Here is a 15,444-nt window from a genome sequence, read left to right on the forward strand (position 1 = left end):
TGCGCTACAGCCGCAACCAAATGGCCCTTTATCGGGACATCAAACTACGCCCCGAACATTACGCCAACCCACGGCGCCCGCACGGCATGAGCGACTGGCTATGGAGCGGGCTAGCTTCAAACGGTTAGCCAGCTAGAGCCGCGCCGCAATGTCCTGCGCGCTCTCGCGGTAGTACGTGTGGAACAACTCGTTGATGTCCACGTGCCCGCTGATCTTGGCCAGCGTCATCACGTCGTAGCGTTTGGCCAGCCAGGTCAGCGCGGCCGCGCGGCTGTCGTGAAAGCGAAGGCCCTCGATCATCACGCGATCGCGCACTTTGCGCCAAAGCACGTCGCGGCTTTGGTCACTGATCGTGAAGTATTCATCCCGCCCGGCGGCCGCCGCCGCCGCATCCAGTACCTGCAGCAGCCGCGCAGCACGGCGCGTGAATGGCACCAGGCGCTCGCCCACGGCGCCGTCCGTCTTGTGCCTGGGCAGGCGGTAAACGCGCTTGGCCAGGTCCACCGTGCTGCGCGACATGCGCAGCACCTCGGCGCTACGCAGCGCGGTATGTAGCGCCACCATGTACGACCACACCGCCTCCTGCTGGGGTGACTGGGGCGGCAGTGCACGCGTGTAGCCTGCCGAGCGCACCAGGCGGCGCACCTCAGGCCACATCGTTGACCGCCGCCGCGCATGGCCCTTGCGCGGCAAGCGCAGGCCCTTCCAGGGGCTCTTACCCGCCCACTTCCATTCGTCAATAGCCAGCGCCCAGATGGGGCGAAACTGCTGCAGCTCGCGCAACACGCTGGACTCTGACACCTCCTGCAGCCGCTTATCGCGCCACCTGGCCAAGTCCTCCGTGGTGATCTCGTGGAACACCTTGGCCGCGAGATCCGGGAAGTCACGCAGCCAGGCATCAAACCGCAGGTTGTCCGCCCTGGCCACGCCCGGCCGGGCTTTGGCCTTCTTGTCCGTCACCTCGCGCCGGTAGCGCTCCACGGCATCGGCCAGGGTCTTGCGCGGGTATTCGCCCCGCGCGCCGGCCAGGATTGCAGCCTCTTCCGCCACTGCCCAGGCCTGGGCCTCGGCCTTTGTCGCACGCGTGGCCGACACACGCACGCCGGCGCGCTCAACCTCGGCCCGCCAGCCGTTCCTTACCTTCCGCAGGTATGCCATGGTCCAGCGCCCTCCACCGCGCGGGATGCAGCGCGGGATTCGCGCGGGAAGGCATTGTAGTTTTTGGATGGGAGCGGCTGGAAACGGCAGGACGACAAGACAAGAAAAAAGGCCCGTTTCCAGAGGGAAAACGGGCCTTTTGCAGGAAACAGCCGGAACTGGCAGTTTTCTATCGTGGTGCGCGGGGGGGGACTCGAACCCCCACACCATTGCTGGCGTCAGGACCTAAACCTGGTGCGTCTACCAATTTCGCCACCCGCGCAGTTCTGAAAGCCACCCGGATGGCAGGCACAGCAGGCCACCCCGGTGAAATAGGTCAAACGGCAGATTTTACCCTGTTGCGGCCCGCCTTTAAATGGAATCGTTTATTGGCGCTCCGGGATCGGGCCGCCGCACACGAAACCACGCTGCGTACATCGCGGGCAGTGCCAGCAGCGTGAGCACCGTGGCCACGACCAGTCCACCCATGATGGCCACGGCCATAGGCCCCCAGAACACGCTGCGCGACAGCGGGATCATGGCGAGCACCGCCGCCGCCGCCGTCAGCACGATGGGCCGCAGGCGCCACACCGCCGCCGCCACGATCGCGTCCCACGCGGGCACGCCGGCCGCACGGTTGAGCTCGATCTGGTCGATCAGGATCACCGAATTGCGCTGGATCATGCCCATGAGAGCGATAACCCCCAACAGCGCCACAAAGCCGAAGGGCCGGTTCAGCAGCAGCAGCGCCGCCGCCACTCCCGCAATCCCCAACGGGCCGGTGAGGAACACCAGCACGGAGCGGCTGAAGCTGTGCAGCTGCAGCATCAGCAGCGTGAACACGATGAACAGCATGACGGGCACGCCCGCCACGATGGAGGCCGAGCCCTTGCTGCTCTCTTCCACCGCACCCGCGACCTCGATGCGCACGCCGTTCTCACCGGCCGCCTGCCAGCGGGCCTCCAGCGCGCGCAGCTCGGGCAGCAGTTGCGCCGTGACGGTGGCGCCCTGCAGCCCCTCCACCAGGTCGCCCTGCACGGTGATGGCGTAGTTGCGGTTCCAACGCCACATCACCCCCGGCTCCCAGGTGAACACGGGCCTGGCGATCTGCGTGAGCGGAATGGAGCGGCCCGAAGCCGTGGGCAGGTAGGCGTTGCCGATGTCGGAGATCGCCTCGCGCTCGTCCTGCGCCTGGCGCAGCACGATCTCAATGAGCTTGTCGCCCTCGCGGTACTGCCCCACCGTGGAGCCGCTGAACATGATGCGCGAAGCCTGGGCGATGGACTGGCTGGTCACTCCCAGCGCGCGCGCCTTGTCCTGGTCCACCTCCAGGCGAACCACCTTGACCGACTCGTTCCAGTTGTCGTTCACGCCGATCAGGTTGGCGTTGCCGCGCATCAGCGCCTTCACCTCGTCGGCGCGCTCGCGCAGCACGGCCGGGTCGCTGCCCACCACGCGGAACTGCACCGGGTAGGGCACGGGCGGGCCGTTGGGCAGCAGCTTCACGCGGCCGCGTGCCTCGGGGACCTCCTCGGCCAACAACCGGGGCAGGCGCAGGCGCAGCGACTCGCGCTCGGGCAGGCTCTTGGCCAGCACGATGAACTGCGATACGTTGGGCTGGGGGAACACCTGGTCCAGCGGCAGGTAAAAACGCGGGGTGCCCGAACCCACCCACGCGGCCACGCTGGCCACGCCTTCCTGCTCCATCAGCCGCTGCTCTACACGGCGCACCACGGCCTCGTTGGCTGCGAAGGATGTGCCCTCGGGGAACCACAGGTCCACCATGATTTCCGGCCGGCTGGAGTCGGGAAAGAACTGCTGCTGCACGCGCCCCATGCCCACCAGCCCCAGCGCAAAGATGCCGATGGTGGCGGCGATGGTGATCCACCGGTGCGCCACGCACCAGTCCACCATGTGGCGGAAGCGGTGGTAGAAAGGCGTGTCGAACACCTCGGGCGGCGGCGCATCGGGCGCATGCGGCTTCACCTTCAGCAGCAGCGTGCCCAGGTAGGGCACGAAATAGACCGACACGATCCACGACAGCACCAGCGAAATCACCGTCACCGCGAAGATCGCGAAGGTGTATTCGCCCGTGACCGACTTGGCGATGCCGATGGGCAAGAAACCCGCGGCCGTGATGAGCGTGCCGGTGAGCATGGGCTTGGCCGTCACGTCATACGCAAACGTGGCCGCGCGCACCTTGTCGTAGCCCTCCTCCATCTTGCGCACCATCATCTCCACGGCAATGATGGCGTCGTCCACCAGCAGCCCCAGCGCGATGATGAGGGACCCCAGCGACACCTTGTGCAGCCCTATTCCCAAATAGTGCATGGCCAGGAAGGTCACGGCCAGCACCAGCGGGATGGTGATCGCCACCACCAGGCCCGGCCGGTAGTCCACGTGCCAGCCAAAACGCCCGCCCTTGTGCAGCCCCAGCGAGATGAAGCTCACCGCCAGCACGATCACCACGGCCTCGATCAGCACCTTGATGAACTCGCCCACCGACTCGGCCACGGCCGCCGGCTGATCCTGCACCTGGTGCAATTGCACGCCGGCCGGCAGCCGCGCCTGGATGTCGGCCGCTGCAGCGCGCAGCGCCTTGCCCAGCCGGATGATGTCGCCACCCTTGGCCATGGAGATGCCCAGGCCGATGACCTCGTGCCCCTGGAAGCGCACCTTCACCCCCGGCGGATCGACATAGCCCCTTCGCACTTCGGCGATGTCGCCCAGGCGCAGCTGGGCTCCAGAGCCGCCGCGGATCGGCATGTCGCGCAGCTGCTCCACGCTGGTGAACTGCCCGCCCACGCGCACCTGCACCACGTCCTGCGGCGACTGGATCGCGCCCGCGCTCTCCACCGCATTCTGCGCACCCAGCTGCTGCAACACCGCGTTGAAGTCCAGCCCCAGCTGCGCCAGACGCTTTTGCGAGACCTCGACCCAGACGCGCTCGTCCTGCACGCCGAACTGCTCGACCTTGGCCACATCCTTCACGCGCAGCAACTGCTGGCGCACGTCGTCGGCGAAGTCCTTCAGCTCGGCATAGCTGAAGCCCTCACCCTGCAGGGCGTAGATCACGCCGTACACGTCGCCGAACTCGTCGTTGAAGAACGGCCCCTGGATATTGCCCGGCAGCTGGTAGCGCATGTCACCCACCTTCTTGCGCACCTGGTACCAGATGTTGGCCACCTCCGCCGGCTTGGACGAGTCCTTGAGCTCGAAGATGATCTGCGACTCGCCCGGCTTGCTGTAGCTGCGGATCTTGTCGGCGTAGGGCACCTCCTGCAGGGTGCGCTCGATCTTGTCCGTCACCTGCTCGGCCACCTGCTGCGCCGTGGCGCCGGGCCAGTAGGTACGCACGACCATGGCGCGGAAGGTGAAGGGCGGGTCTTCGTCCTGCCCCAGCTGAAAGTACGCGGCGATGCCCAGCACCATCAGCACCACCATCAGGTAGCGCGTGAGCGCGGCATGTTCCAGCGCCCAGCGCGACAGGTTAAAGCCCTGCTTGGGCTGCGTCTGCTGCATGGGGCGGCTCCTCAGCGAGCGGCAGCGGAGGCCGCTGGCGCTTCATTATTAATAGCTGGTAGCGCTTGTCCTTCGGGCGTTGGAGCCGTTTTTGGCTTGTACACCGTCACCACCTGTCCCGGCGCCAGCACATGCACGCCCGTGGCCACCACCTGCATGCCGGGGGTGAGGCCGGCGGCGATCACGGCCTCGTTGCCGTCGGCCGTGGCGATCTGCACCGGCTGCAGGCGCACGGTGCCAGTGACACTGCCGTCCTTGGCCTCATAGACCCACACCACCGTCTGACCGCCCTCCTGGCGCAGGGCGCTGGTGGGCAGCTTGATCGCCTGCACGCCGCCCCGCGCCAGCACCTGCGGCGCCACATACACGGTGGCGCCCAGCGGCGGCACGTCCGCGCCCTCCACCGCCACTTTCACGAGGAAGGTGCGCGTCACCGGATCGGCGCTGGCCGCCACCTCGCGCACCCGGCCCTGCAGCAGCGCGTCGCCCGACCAGGCGCGCACCTGCACGGCCTGCCCTACGCGCAACTGGCCCACCTTGTCCTCCGGCACCGAGAACACCGCGTCGCGCGGGCCGTCGCGAGCAATGCGCACCACCGGCGTGCCCGCAGACACCACCTGGCCGGGCTCGGCGTCAACCGACGTCACCACCCCCGGCGCATCCGCCACCATGCGCGTGTACTCGGTCTGGTTGCCCTGGGAAGCGAGCTGCGCGCGCGCCTGGTCCAGCGAAGCCTGCGCGGCCTTCAGCTGAGCCTGGCGGCGGTCCAGCTCCGCCCCGCTGATGAAGTTCTGCGCGCGCAGCTTGGAAAAGCGCTCGAAATCCGCCGCGGCCAAATCACGCTGCGTGGTGGCGGACGCCACCTGGGCGCGCGCCGCCTGCGCAGCCAGCTCATAGTCGCGCGGATCCAACTGCGCCAACACCTGGCCGGCCTGCACGCGCTGGCCCAGCTCGGCCTGGCGCTGCACGATCTTGCCGGCCACGCGAAAACCCAGGCGCGATTCCACGCGCGCGCGCACTTCGCCCGCGTATTCCAGGTGCATCTGCAGGGGCGCCACGCCGACGGTGAGCAGTTTCACCGCGCGCACCGGCTCTGGCGCCGGCTCGCGGCGCGAACATCCCGCCAGCGCCAAGGCAGCCACGGCCAGCACCAGTGCAGCACCCGCCACGCCGCCACGCGGCGGCCACAAAAAAACCCCGCGGCGGGGTTGCAATGAAGACGGGCCCGGCAGGCCCGCGGCGCGCTGTGCGACAGGGTGGGTCATGGAAACATCCGGTATGCCAAATTACTGACTGACTGGTTAGTAATCTATGAGAGGCCGGTCGCTCTTGTCAAGCACGACAATGGCCGCGTGAAGCATCCCGAGTCCCCCGCCCCCCTGCGCGATCCGCGCACCGCGCCCGCCGAGGCGCCGCCGGTCACGCACTACGAGAACTTTCCCGTGGCTTCGCTGCTGTGCCCGCCACGGCTGCGCCCGCCGATCGCCGCGATCTACGCGTTTGCGCGCACGGCCGACGACATTGCCGACGAGGGCACGGCCTGCGCAGCCGAGCGCCTGGCGGACCTGCGTGCCTACCGCGCCGAGCTTCAATCCGTGGCGGCCGGGCACCCCCCCCAGACGCGCTGGGCCGCCGTGTTTGGGCCGCTGCAGGCGATGTTGCGCAGCCACCAGCTGCCCGTGGCACTGCTGGACGACCTGCTGGACGCCTTCATTCAGGACGTCACCCTGACCGAGGCCGGCGCCACCTACCCCGACCGCGCCGCGCTGCTGGACTACTGCCGCCGCTCGGCCAATCCCGTGGGGCGTCTGCTGCTGCACCTGTATGGCGAGCACGGGCAGGACGCACTGCGCGAGAGCGACGCCATCTGCACCGCGCTGCAACTCATCAACTTCTGGCAGGACCTGAGCGTGGACCTGCCCCGCGGGCGCCACTACCTCACCGATGCCGACTGCGCCGCCCATGGCGTGGCGCGCGCGGACCTCGCGGCGCAGCGCCGCTCCGCCGCCAGCGACCGGCTGGTGCTGGACTGCGCGGACTGGGCCCGCGCTCTCATGCTCGAAGGCAGCCCCCTGGTACACCGGCTGCCCGGCCGTGTGGGGTGGGAGCTGCGCTTGGTCGTGCAGGGCGGTCTGCGCATTCTGGACAAGGTGCAGGCGCTGGATGGCGCCAGCCTGCTCGCGCGACCGCGGCTGGGCACGCTCGACTGGCCCCGCATGCTGGCACGCGCCGCGCGCATGTAAGGGCCGCCCCACCCGCTGCAGCAGCGCGAGCACGCGGGGGTCAATGGCCCCCCATCACCGCATCGCGCGGCGCGCGTGCAACCCTCAGGCTACCCAGCGCCCGGCCCATTCGGCGCGGGCCTGCGCATGGCGCAGGATCTGCGCCAGCGCCTGCGGCACTTCGGCCGCCGCACGGTTGTGCAGGCGCCGCGTCGCGGCCTGGTAGCGCGGCAGGTCGGACAGCAGGGCCTGCACGCCCGAAGCGATGGATCGAAAGCTCGGCAACACCAGTCCCAGGCCCTGCTCACCCACCCATTCCGTGCAGTAACGCTCCTGCGGCATGGTCCACGCATTGCGCGTGACGAGGGGCGGCAGCCCCATGTGCACGGCCTCGCTCAGGCTGCCGCTGCCCGGCTTGCCGATGAAGAAGTCCGCCAGCTGCATGACGCGCGCCATCTCGCGCGTGTATTCGAGCACCACGGTAGGCGCGTTGCGGCGCAGCGCGCGCAGAGCCTGCGCCAGGGCCGCGTTGCGCCCGCAGGCCAGGATCAGCGGGGTGTCCGTCAAGCGGCGGGCTATCGTCACCATCTCCCTAGAACCCTCGGAGCCGAACAGCACCAGCCCCACGGGGCGCTCGTCCAGCCCCAGCCGCGCCCGCTCGGCGGCACGATCCTGGCCCACCGGCGCATGGAACTGCGCACTCAGCACCATGCCCGAGGTCTCCCAGATGCGGTGGGGCGGAAAGCCCGCAGCGCGCGCCTGGTCCACGGCATAAGGCGAGCCACAGACCACGATCTGCTGGGTTTGCGGCTCCATCCAGAAGCTGGGCGGGCAGTCGGCCAGATCGGTCATCACCGTGACGTAGGGCACGCCTGGCAGGGCCTGCTCCAGCGCGTCGGCCATGGCGCGGTTGAAGTTGGGCACCAGCGACACCACCATCGCCGGCCGGCGTGCCGCCCAGTGCCGGCGCAGCGACTGCATGAGCCGCTGGTGGTTCCAGCGGATCATGCCCTGCAGCAGGCGCAACTCGTGCGTCAGCCCCAGCGTCCAGCCCCGGGCCAGGCGCTTGTTGTAGACGTCTTCCGGTTCCATGCCCGTCCACTGGCGAAAACGCGCGTTCGGGTCCAGCACCTCGAAGAGATTGGTGCGGCACACCTGCCACGGCAGCCCGGCGCGGGCGATGGCCGCTTCCAGCGCCAGCGCGGAGGTGCGGTGTCCGCCCCCGGCATTGAAATAGATCAGCTCGACCAACGGGGCAGCTTCAGGCGCCATGGACTTCAATCGGTAGTGACAGGAATGGGTTGCGGTAGTTCTGCGCCGCTCTTGCGCTGCACGGGCATGTGCTGCGCCCAGTGCAGGATCTCCAGGCGCCCATCGGCGTGCTCGGCCAGCGCGCTGAGGCTTTCCACCCAGTCGCCATCGTTGGCATACAGGATGCCGTCGATGTCTCGCAGCTCCGCATGGTGGATGTGCCCGCACACCACGCCGTGCAGGCCTCGCTTGCGCGCTTCGCGAGCCACCGCGTTCTCGAAGTCGCCCACGTAGCTCACGGCGCGCTTGACCTTGAGCTTGAGATATTTGGACAGCGACCAGTACGGCAGCCCCAGGCGCGCGCGCAGGGTGTTCAGGTGCCGGTTGAGCTTGAGCGTGAATTCGTAGAGCGAGTCGCCCACATGGGCCAGCCACTTGGCGCACTGGATCACGCCATCGAACAGGTCGCCATGGATCACCCACAGCGCGCGGCCGTCGGCCGTCTCGTGCACCCAGTCCTCCGCGACGGCAACGCCGCCGAAGTTGAGCTGCACATAACGGCGCGCAAACTCGTCATGGTTGCCGGGGATGAAGATCACGCGCGTGCCCTTGCGGGCCTTGCGCAACAGCTTCTGCACCACGTCGTTGTGCGCCTGCGGCCAGTACCACTGGCGGCGCAGTTGCCAGCCGTCGATGATGTCACCCACCAGAAACAGCGTCTCGCACTCGGTGTGCTTGAGAAAGTCCAGCAGCGCCTGCGCCTGGCAGCCGGGCGTGCCCAGGTGCAGATCGGAAATCCAGAGCGTGCGGTAGCGCAGCGGGGGGCGCGCCGGGTCGCATGCATCATCCGCTGGGTCGTCCGGCGGCCGGGCCGCGGAGGATTTCCAGGCGTTCAGGAAGGCATCGTCGCGCATCATGAACAGGCATGGTGGGCCGGCGCCACGACAGCGGCATGACATTTCCACGTCTGGCCAGTGACGTTGCGGCGGCGCAGCGCTCCGGCCCTGCGCTGCGCATGTTTCCCCCGCGAGCCCCGCCCAGGGCCATGGGAGAATCACGCCCCCATGAGTCCTGAACAGTACGTCCAGCAAAAGGCCGCCGCCTCCGGCAGCAGCTTCTACTACGCTTTCCTCTTCCTGCCGCGCGAGCGGCGTACGGCCATCACGGCCTTCTACGCCTTTTGCCGCGAGGTGGACGACGTGGTGGACGAAGTCTCCGAAGCCAGCGTGGCCCAGGCCAAGCTGGCCTGGTGGCAGGGCGAGGTGGCCAAGGCCTTTGCCGGGCAACCCAGCCACCCGGTGATGCAGGCGCTGATGCCGCATGCGGCCGCCTACGGCATCGAACAGCGCCACCTGCTGGCCGTGATCGAGGGCTGCCAGATGGACCTGGAGCAGACGCGCTACCTGGACTTCGCGGGCCTGGCGCGCTACTGCCACCTGGTGGCCGGCGTGGTGGGCGAGGTGGCGGCGCGCATCTTCGGCCAGCAAGATGAGCGCACCACGCAGTACGCGCACAAGCTGGGCCTGGCGTTCCAGCTCACCAACATCATCCGCGACGTGGGCGAGGACGCCATGCGTGGGCGCATCTACCTGCCCATTTCCGAGCTGCAGCAGTTCGATGTGAAGGCGCACGAGATCACCAAACGCGAGTATTCGGAGCGCTTCACCGCGCTGATGCGCTTTCAGGCCGAGCGCGCGCACCTCTTCTACGACCAGGCGCTGGCGCTGCTGCCCGACGTGGATCGGCGCGCGCAGAAGCCCGGCCTGATGATGGCCAGCATCTACCGCACGCTGCTGCGCGAGATCGAGGCCGACAACTTCCAGGTACTGCACCAGCGCACCAGCCTCACGCCGCTGCGCAAGTTCTGGCTGGCCTGGAAGGTGCAGGCGCTGGGGATGATGTGAAGGTTGCCATCGTCGGCGCCGGCTGGGCCGGCATGGCCGCGGCCGTGCATGCGGCCCAGGCGGGCCACGCGGTCAGCGTGTTCGAGGCCAGCCGCACCCTGGGCGGGCGCGCGCGCGCCGTGGCCGGCCAGCGCGCGGACGGCTCGCCCCTGGTGCTGGACAACGGCCAGCACATCCTCATCGGCGCCTATGCCGAATGCCTGCGCCTGATGCGCGCCGTGGGCGTCACGCCCGACTCCGCCCTGCTGCGCCTACCCCTGGCGCTAGTGTTCCCCGACGGCAGCGGCCTGGCCCTGCCCGATGCCCCGCCGCCCTGGGATGCGCTGGCCGGCATCGCCCGCGCACGTGGCTGGAGCCTGCGCGAGCGTGCGGCCCTGCTGGCGCGCGCCGCACGCTGGCGGCTGGCGGGGTTCCGGTGTGCACCGGGCACCAGCGTGTCGGACTTGTGCGCAGGCCTGCCACAGCGGCTGGTGGACGAGTTCATCGCGCCGCTGTGCGTGTCGGCGTTGAACACGCCCGTGCAAGATTCCTGCGGCCAGGTGTTCCTGCGCGTGCTGCACGACAGCCTGTTCGCCGGTCGGGGCGGCTCCCACTTGCTGCTGCCGCGCACCGACCTGGGCGCGCTGTTCCCCGAGCCCGCGGCGCACTGGCTGCAGCAGCGCGGCCACGCGGTGCACCGCGGCCAACGCGTGCAGGCACTCGCACGCGACGAGGCCGGCTGGCGCGTGGACGGCTGCGCGTTCGACGCCGTGCTGCTGGCCACCAGCAGCACCGAGTCCGCCCGCCTGGTGGCCGAAGCCGCCGTGCCCGCGCCCCAGCGTCCCGCCCTGCAGACCTGGGCCGCCGGTGCGCAGGCACTGCGCTTTGGCGCCATCGCCACCGTGTATGCCGAACTGCCGGGAGCGCGCACCCCGCTGCTGCCCCGCCCCATGCTGGCGCTGCGCGCGCGGGCACAACGGCCCGCGCAGTTCGTCTTCGACCGCGCGCTGCTGGGCGGCCCGGCCGGGCTGCTGGCGTTCGTGGTCAGCGCCTTCGAGGGCGAGCGCGCCGCGCTGGAGCGCGACGTGCTGGCCCAGGCGGCCGAGGACCTGGCCTTGCCCGGTCTGCGCGTGGTGCAGACGGTGGTGGAAAAGCGCGCCACCTTTGCCTGCACGCCCGCCCTGGCGCGCCCGCCGCGCGTGATTGCGCACGGCCTGCAGGCCTGCGGCGACTACGTGGCAGGGCCCTACCCCGCCACGTTGGAGGGCGCGGTACTGCACGGCGCGGCGGCCGCGCAGGATTTAGGCCAAAACAGCCTCTAGCGCTTACCCATCAAGCGCTAACAGCTATCGTTTAAGGAGCATCTCAGATGGCCGCTGCACGGACTCGCGCGGCAGCACGTCGGCCAGCGTGAGCACCTCCAGCCCCGTGTGCGCCCACAGGCGCTCCAGCGGCGGGGTGCGCGCCAGCAGCAGGCGTTGCACCAGCGGCTCCATGTGCGTGGTGGCCGGCTCGGCCAGCAGCACGTAGCGTGCGTCGGCTGCGTCGGACCCGTCGGCGGCCGTCTCGTCCACCCGCACCACCCAATCCAGCGCCGCCAGCACCGGCAGCACGGACCCCACCTGCAGCACATCCACGCGCAGCCGCTGGGCCAGCTCCAGCACGCTCAGCCCGTGGGGCGGTTGCTGGCGCGCGCGGTGCAGCTGCTGCAGCACCTCCACGGCCAGCAAGAAGGCCCAGCCCTCGCCCGTGGCGCAGCGCGCCACGCCGGCGAGCAGGCTCGGTAGATAGGCGGCCACCACCGCACCCAGCAGCACGATGACCCAGGCCACGTACACCCACAGCAGCAAGATGGGCAGCGTGGCGAACGTGCCGTACAGCACCGAATAGGTGGGTACCGACGCCAGGTACAGCGACAGCACTTTCTTGGCCAGCTCGATGCCCACGGCGACGAACACCCCGCCCGCCCAGGCGTGGCGCCAGTGCACCTGGGTGTTGGGCACATAGCGGTACAGCGCCGCCATGCCGGCGGCCAGCACGAAGAACTCGATCGCATCGAACAGCAGGCGCGCTCCGCCCGGTAGCGTGTCGCCGATACCGCGCGACGCGGCGCTGGCGACCGAGGTGGTCAACGCCAGGCTGGCCGCCAGCACCAGCGGACCGAGCGTGAGCGCGGCCCAGTAGATCAGCACACGCTGGCCCAGCGGGCGCAGGCGCTGCACGCGCCAGATGTTGTTGAGCGTGCGATCGATGGTGAGGATCAGCGCCAGCGCGGTCACCATGAGGATGGACAAGCCCGCCGCGCCCAGGCCATGCGCCTTGGCGGCGAACTGCGTGAGGTAGCCCAGCACCGGGCGCGAGATGCTGTCGGGCACCAGGCTGTCCACCAGCCAGCGCTGCAGCACGAGCTGCATCTCGGCAAACATGGGGAACACGGTGAACATGGCCAGCGCCACCGTCACGAACGGCACCAGCGACAGCAGCGTGGTGAAGGTGAGGCTGCTGGCCGTCAGCCCCAGGCGGTCCTCGCGAAAGCGCTCGCGCAGCGTCTGCGCGGTGGTGCGCCAGGGGAAGTGGGAAAGCTCCACCAGCCACTCCTCGGCACGCACTGCAATGGACTGTAGGGACAACGACATGACCGATATGATGCCAGCCCCATGCATCGCGAAACCCTGCCCCCCGCCCCCGCCCTGCACATCGCCACCGACGTGGCGGCCACGCGCTGGCTGGCCGTGGGCAGCCTGGCGGCGCTGATCGTGCTGAGCCTGGCCTGGGAGCTGTGGCTGGCGCCGGTGCGCCCGGGCGGCTCGTGGCTGGCGCTCAAGGCCCTGCCGCTGGCGGTGCCGCTGGCCGGGTTGCTCAAGCGGCGCATGTACACCTACCGCTGGGTCAGCCTGCTGGTGTGGCTGTATTTCACCGAAGGGGTGGTGCGCGCCTGGAGTGACCCGACGCCCGGCAACTGGCTGGCGGGCCTGGAGATCGTGCTGTGCCTGCTGCTGTTCACCGCCTGCGCGCTGCATGTGCGGCTGCGCCAGCGTGCCGCCAAGGCGGCACGCGCCGCCGCGCCTGCATGAGCGTGCTGAGCCTTTGCCTGACATCGACTGGATTGACCGCCATGACCACTGCCCTGCTCGACACCCTGCGCCAGATCGTTGGCGCCGCCCATGTACTGACCGAGGGCGACCTTGCCGCCTATGAACAGGACTGGCGCAAGCGCTCCCATGGCAAGTCCCTGGCCGTGGTGCGCCCGGGCTCCACGGCCGAGGTGGCAGCAGTGGTCCGCGCCTGTGCCGATGCCGGCGCGGCGATCGTGCCGCAGGGCGGCAACACCGGCCTGTCGGTGGGCAGCACGCCCGACGGCAGCGGCACACAGGTGGTGCTGAGCCTCACGCGCATGAATGCGGTGCGCGCCATCGACCGCGACAACCTCACCATGACGGTGGAGGCCGGCTGCATATTGCAGGCCCTGCAGGAGACGGCCGAGAAAGCCGAACTGCTGTTCCCGCTGTCGCTTGCCGCAGAAGGCAGTTGCACCATCGGCGGCAACCTGTCCACCAATGCCGGCGGCACGCAGGTGGTGCGCTACGGCAACACGCGCGAGCTGTGCCTTGGGCTGGAGGTGGTCACGCCCCAGGGCGAGGTGTGGAACGGCCTCTCGGGCCTGCGCAAGGACAACACCGGCTACGACCTGCGCGACCTGTACATCGGCAGCGAAGGCACGCTCGGCATCATCACCGCGGCCACCATGAAGCTCTTCCCCCAGCCCGCCGCGCAGCTCACCGCCTGGGCCGCCGTGCCGTCGATGGGGGCGGCCGTGCGCCTGCTGGGCCTGTCGCACCAGCACCTGGGGGCCGGGCTCACGGGTTTCGAGGTGATGGGGCAGTTCGCGCTGTCGCTGGTAATCAAGCACATGCCGCAGCTGCGCGTGCCGTTCGCCGGGCTGGACGGCGCGCCACCCTACTACGTGCTGCTGGAAAACAGCGACAGCGAATCCGAAGAACACGCGCGCCAGCGCTTCGAGGCGCTGCTGGAACTGGCCTTCGAGGACGGCTGCGTGCTGGACGCGGTGGTCGCCGAGAGCCTGTCGCAAGCGCATGAGCTGTGGCATATCCGCGAGAGCATTCCGCTGGCCCAGGCCGAAGAAGGCCTGAACATCAAGCACGACATCTCGATCGCCGCGTCGCGCATCCCCGCGTTCGTGGAGCACACCGATGCGCTGCTGCAGCGCGAGATTCCCGGCGTGCGCCTGGTCAACTTCGGCCACCTGGGCGACGGCAATCTGCACTACAACGTACAGGCGCCGGCGGGCGGCGATGCGCGGGAGTTCCTGCGCACGCAGGAGGACCGCGTCAACGCCCTGGTGTACGACGCGGTGGCGCAGTTCGACGGCTCGTTCTCGGCCGAGCACGGCGTGGGCGTGCTCAAGGCCGACAAGCTGGCGCAGTACAAGTCGCCCGTGGCCCTGGGGCTGATGCGCGCCATCAAGCAGGCCCTGGACCCGCAGGGCCTCATGAACCCGGGCTGCATTCTTCAAAAATGAGAGCTGTTGGCGCTTGTCTAGCAAGCGCTGGAGCCACTTTTCATTCAAGACCATGACCCCACGCCCCATCCGCCACCAATACGAAGACCTGATGCGCCACGTGTTCGAGCACGGCACGGCCAAGGGCGACCGCACGGGCACGGGCACCAGGAGCGTGTTCGGCCACCAGATGCGCTTTGACCTGGCCGAAGGCTTTCCCCTGGTGACCACCAAGAAGGTGCACCTCAAGTCCATCATCCTGGAGCTGCTCTGGTTCCTGCGCGGCGACAGCAACGTGCGCTGGCTGCAGGAGCGCGGCTGCACCATCTGGGACGAGTGGGCGCGCGACGACGGCAGCCTGGGCCCCGTGTACGGCGTGCAGTGGCGCAGCTGGCCTACGCCGGACGGCGGCCACATCGACCAGATCCAGCAGGTGATCGACACGCTCAAGACCCACCCCGACAGCCGCCGCATCATCGTGAGCGCCTGGAACGTGGCCGAGCTGGACCGGATGGCGCTCATGCCCTGCCACGCGTTCTTCCAGTTCTACGTGGCGCCATCGCAGGTGGCCGGTGAGCCGGGCAAACTGAGCTGCCAGCTCTACCAGCGCAGCGCAGACATCTTCCTGGGCGTGCCGTTCAACATCGCGTCGTACGCGCTGCTCACGCACATGGTGGCGCAGCAGTGCGACCTGCAGGTGGGCGACTTCATCTGGACCGGCGGCGACTGCCATATCTACAGCAACCATTTCGAGCAGGTGCAGACCCAACTGGCGCGCCAGCCCTACGCCTACCCAACGCTGCAGATCAAGCGCCGGCCCGCATCCATCTTTGACTACGCCTACGAAGACTTCGAAGTGGTGGGCTACGAACACCACCCCGCCATCAAGGCGCCGGTGGCGGTCTGAGGC

General features: G+C 69.0%; 12 protein-coding genes and 1 tRNA gene. 6 read left to right on the plus strand and 7 right to left on the minus strand.

Annotation, left to right across the window (positions count from 1 at the left end; genetic code table 11):
* Positions 1-132 precede the first annotated feature (132 nt).
* The 4 genes from BA022_RS08380 to BA022_RS08395 all read right to left on the minus strand — a co-directional run bounded on the left by BA022_RS08380 (position 133) and on the right by BA022_RS08395 (position 5,924).
* On the minus strand, positions 133-1,158 hold the full coding sequence (locus tag BA022_RS08380) for a tyrosine-type recombinase/integrase (protein ID WP_088887172.1): 1,026 nt from the start codon (positions 1,156-1,158) through the stop codon (positions 133-135).
* 175 nt (positions 1,159-1,333) lie between these two features.
* Positions 1,334-1,420, minus strand: a tRNA-Leu gene (locus tag BA022_RS08385).
* Between the two features lie 89 nt (positions 1,421-1,509).
* A complete protein-coding gene (locus BA022_RS08390) occupies positions 1,510-4,659 on the minus strand; it encodes an efflux RND transporter permease subunit (protein ID WP_088887173.1) in 3,150 nt (1,049 codons plus the stop codon).
* Between the two features lie 11 nt (positions 4,660-4,670).
* Positions 4,671-5,924, minus strand: coding sequence for an efflux RND transporter periplasmic adaptor subunit (locus tag BA022_RS08395; protein ID WP_088887174.1), 1,254 nt, complete (start codon positions 5,922-5,924; stop codon positions 4,671-4,673).
* A gap of 87 nt (positions 5,925-6,011) precedes the next feature.
* Between BA022_RS08395 and hpnC the strand changes: the two genes are divergently transcribed.
* Complete coding sequence (gene hpnC, locus BA022_RS08400; protein ID WP_088887175.1) at positions 6,012-6,902, plus strand: squalene synthase HpnC; 891 nt, start codon at positions 6,012-6,014, stop codon at positions 6,900-6,902.
* 84 nt (positions 6,903-6,986) lie between these two features.
* Here hpnC and BA022_RS08405 read toward each other — a convergent pair whose 3' ends face one another.
* Positions 6,987-8,153, minus strand: coding sequence for a glycosyltransferase (locus BA022_RS08405; RefSeq protein WP_088887176.1), 1,167 nt, complete (start codon positions 8,151-8,153; stop codon positions 6,987-6,989).
* A 5-nt stretch (positions 8,154-8,158) separates the two neighbouring features.
* Positions 8,159-9,049 (minus strand): UDP-2,3-diacylglucosamine diphosphatase, encoded by an 891-nt coding sequence (locus tag BA022_RS08410; RefSeq protein ID WP_011804635.1) that lies wholly within the window; start codon positions 9,047-9,049, stop codon positions 8,159-8,161.
* A gap of 147 nt (positions 9,050-9,196) precedes the next feature.
* Between BA022_RS08410 and hpnD the strand changes: the two genes are divergently transcribed.
* Positions 9,197-10,036, plus strand: a complete 840-nt coding sequence (hpnD, locus tag BA022_RS08415) for a presqualene diphosphate synthase HpnD (RefSeq protein ID WP_015912817.1) — start codon at positions 9,197-9,199, stop codon at positions 10,034-10,036.
* Positions 10,033-11,337, plus strand: coding sequence for a hydroxysqualene dehydroxylase HpnE (gene hpnE / locus BA022_RS08420; protein ID WP_088887177.1), 1,305 nt, complete (start codon positions 10,033-10,035; stop codon positions 11,335-11,337). The genes hpnD and hpnE overlap by 4 nt, the downstream gene beginning before the upstream one ends.
* Before the next feature lie 24 nt (positions 11,338-11,361).
* Here hpnE and BA022_RS08425 read toward each other — a convergent pair whose 3' ends face one another.
* The gene (locus tag BA022_RS08425) at positions 11,362-12,651 is read right to left on the minus strand and encodes a YihY family inner membrane protein (protein ID WP_088887178.1); all 1,290 of its coding nucleotides are present in this window, start codon (positions 12,649-12,651) and stop codon (positions 11,362-11,364) included.
* 21 nt (positions 12,652-12,672) lie between these two features.
* On the opposite strand from BA022_RS08425, the gene BA022_RS08430 reads away from it, so the two are divergent.
* The 3 genes from BA022_RS08430 to BA022_RS08440 are packed head-to-tail and all read left to right on the plus strand — an operon-like array spanning position 12,673 to position 15,441.
* Positions 12,673-13,089 carry a DUF2069 domain-containing protein gene (locus BA022_RS08430; protein WP_088887179.1) on the plus strand — a complete coding sequence of 139 codons (417 nt, stop codon included), beginning with the start codon at positions 12,673-12,675 and terminating at the stop codon, positions 13,087-13,089.
* A 41-nt stretch (positions 13,090-13,130) separates the two neighbouring features.
* Positions 13,131-14,555 carry an FAD-binding oxidoreductase gene (locus BA022_RS08435; RefSeq protein ID WP_088887180.1) on the plus strand — a complete coding sequence of 475 codons (1,425 nt, stop codon included), beginning with the start codon at positions 13,131-13,133 and terminating at the stop codon, positions 14,553-14,555.
* 52 nt (positions 14,556-14,607) lie between these two features.
* A complete protein-coding gene (locus tag BA022_RS08440) occupies positions 14,608-15,441 on the plus strand; it encodes a thymidylate synthase (RefSeq protein WP_088887181.1) in 834 nt (277 codons plus the stop codon).
* Positions 15,442-15,444: the final 3 nt, after the last annotated feature.

This window comes from Diaphorobacter nitroreducens (genome assembly GCF_002214645.1).
Lineage (GTDB): Bacteria > Pseudomonadota > Gammaproteobacteria > Burkholderiales > Burkholderiaceae_C > Diaphorobacter > Diaphorobacter nitroreducens.

Bases quoted from the DNA above. Each gene is read 5' to 3' on its own strand.
- BA022_RS08410 (WP_011804635.1), bottom strand. From the start codon at position 9,049: ATGATGCGCGACGATGCCTTCCTGAACGCCTGGAAATCCTCCGCGGCC.
- hpnD (WP_015912817.1), top strand. From the start codon at position 9,197: ATGAGTCCTGAACAGTACGTCCAGCAAAAGGCCGCCGCCTCCGGCAGC.
- BA022_RS08435 (WP_088887180.1), top strand. From the start codon at position 13,131: ATGACCACTGCCCTGCTCGACACCCTGCGCCAGATCGTTGGCGCCGCC.
- BA022_RS08430 (WP_088887179.1), top strand. From the start codon at position 12,673: ATGCATCGCGAAACCCTGCCCCCCGCCCCCGCCCTGCACATCGCCACC.
- BA022_RS08405 (WP_088887176.1), bottom strand. From the start codon at position 8,153: ATGGCGCCTGAAGCTGCCCCGTTGGTCGAGCTGATCTATTTCAATGCC.
- BA022_RS08440 (WP_088887181.1), top strand. From the start codon at position 14,608: ATGACCCCACGCCCCATCCGCCACCAATACGAAGACCTGATGCGCCAC.
- BA022_RS08390 (WP_088887173.1), bottom strand. From the start codon at position 4,659: ATGCAGCAGACGCAGCCCAAGCAGGGCTTTAACCTGTCGCGCTGGGCG.
- BA022_RS08380 (WP_088887172.1), bottom strand. From the start codon at position 1,158: ATGGCATACCTGCGGAAGGTAAGGAACGGCTGGCGGGCCGAGGTTGAG.
- BA022_RS08395 (WP_088887174.1), bottom strand. From the start codon at position 5,924: ATGACCCACCCTGTCGCACAGCGCGCCGCGGGCCTGCCGGGCCCGTCT.
- BA022_RS08425 (WP_088887178.1), bottom strand. From the start codon at position 12,651: ATGTCGTTGTCCCTACAGTCCATTGCAGTGCGTGCCGAGGAGTGGCTG.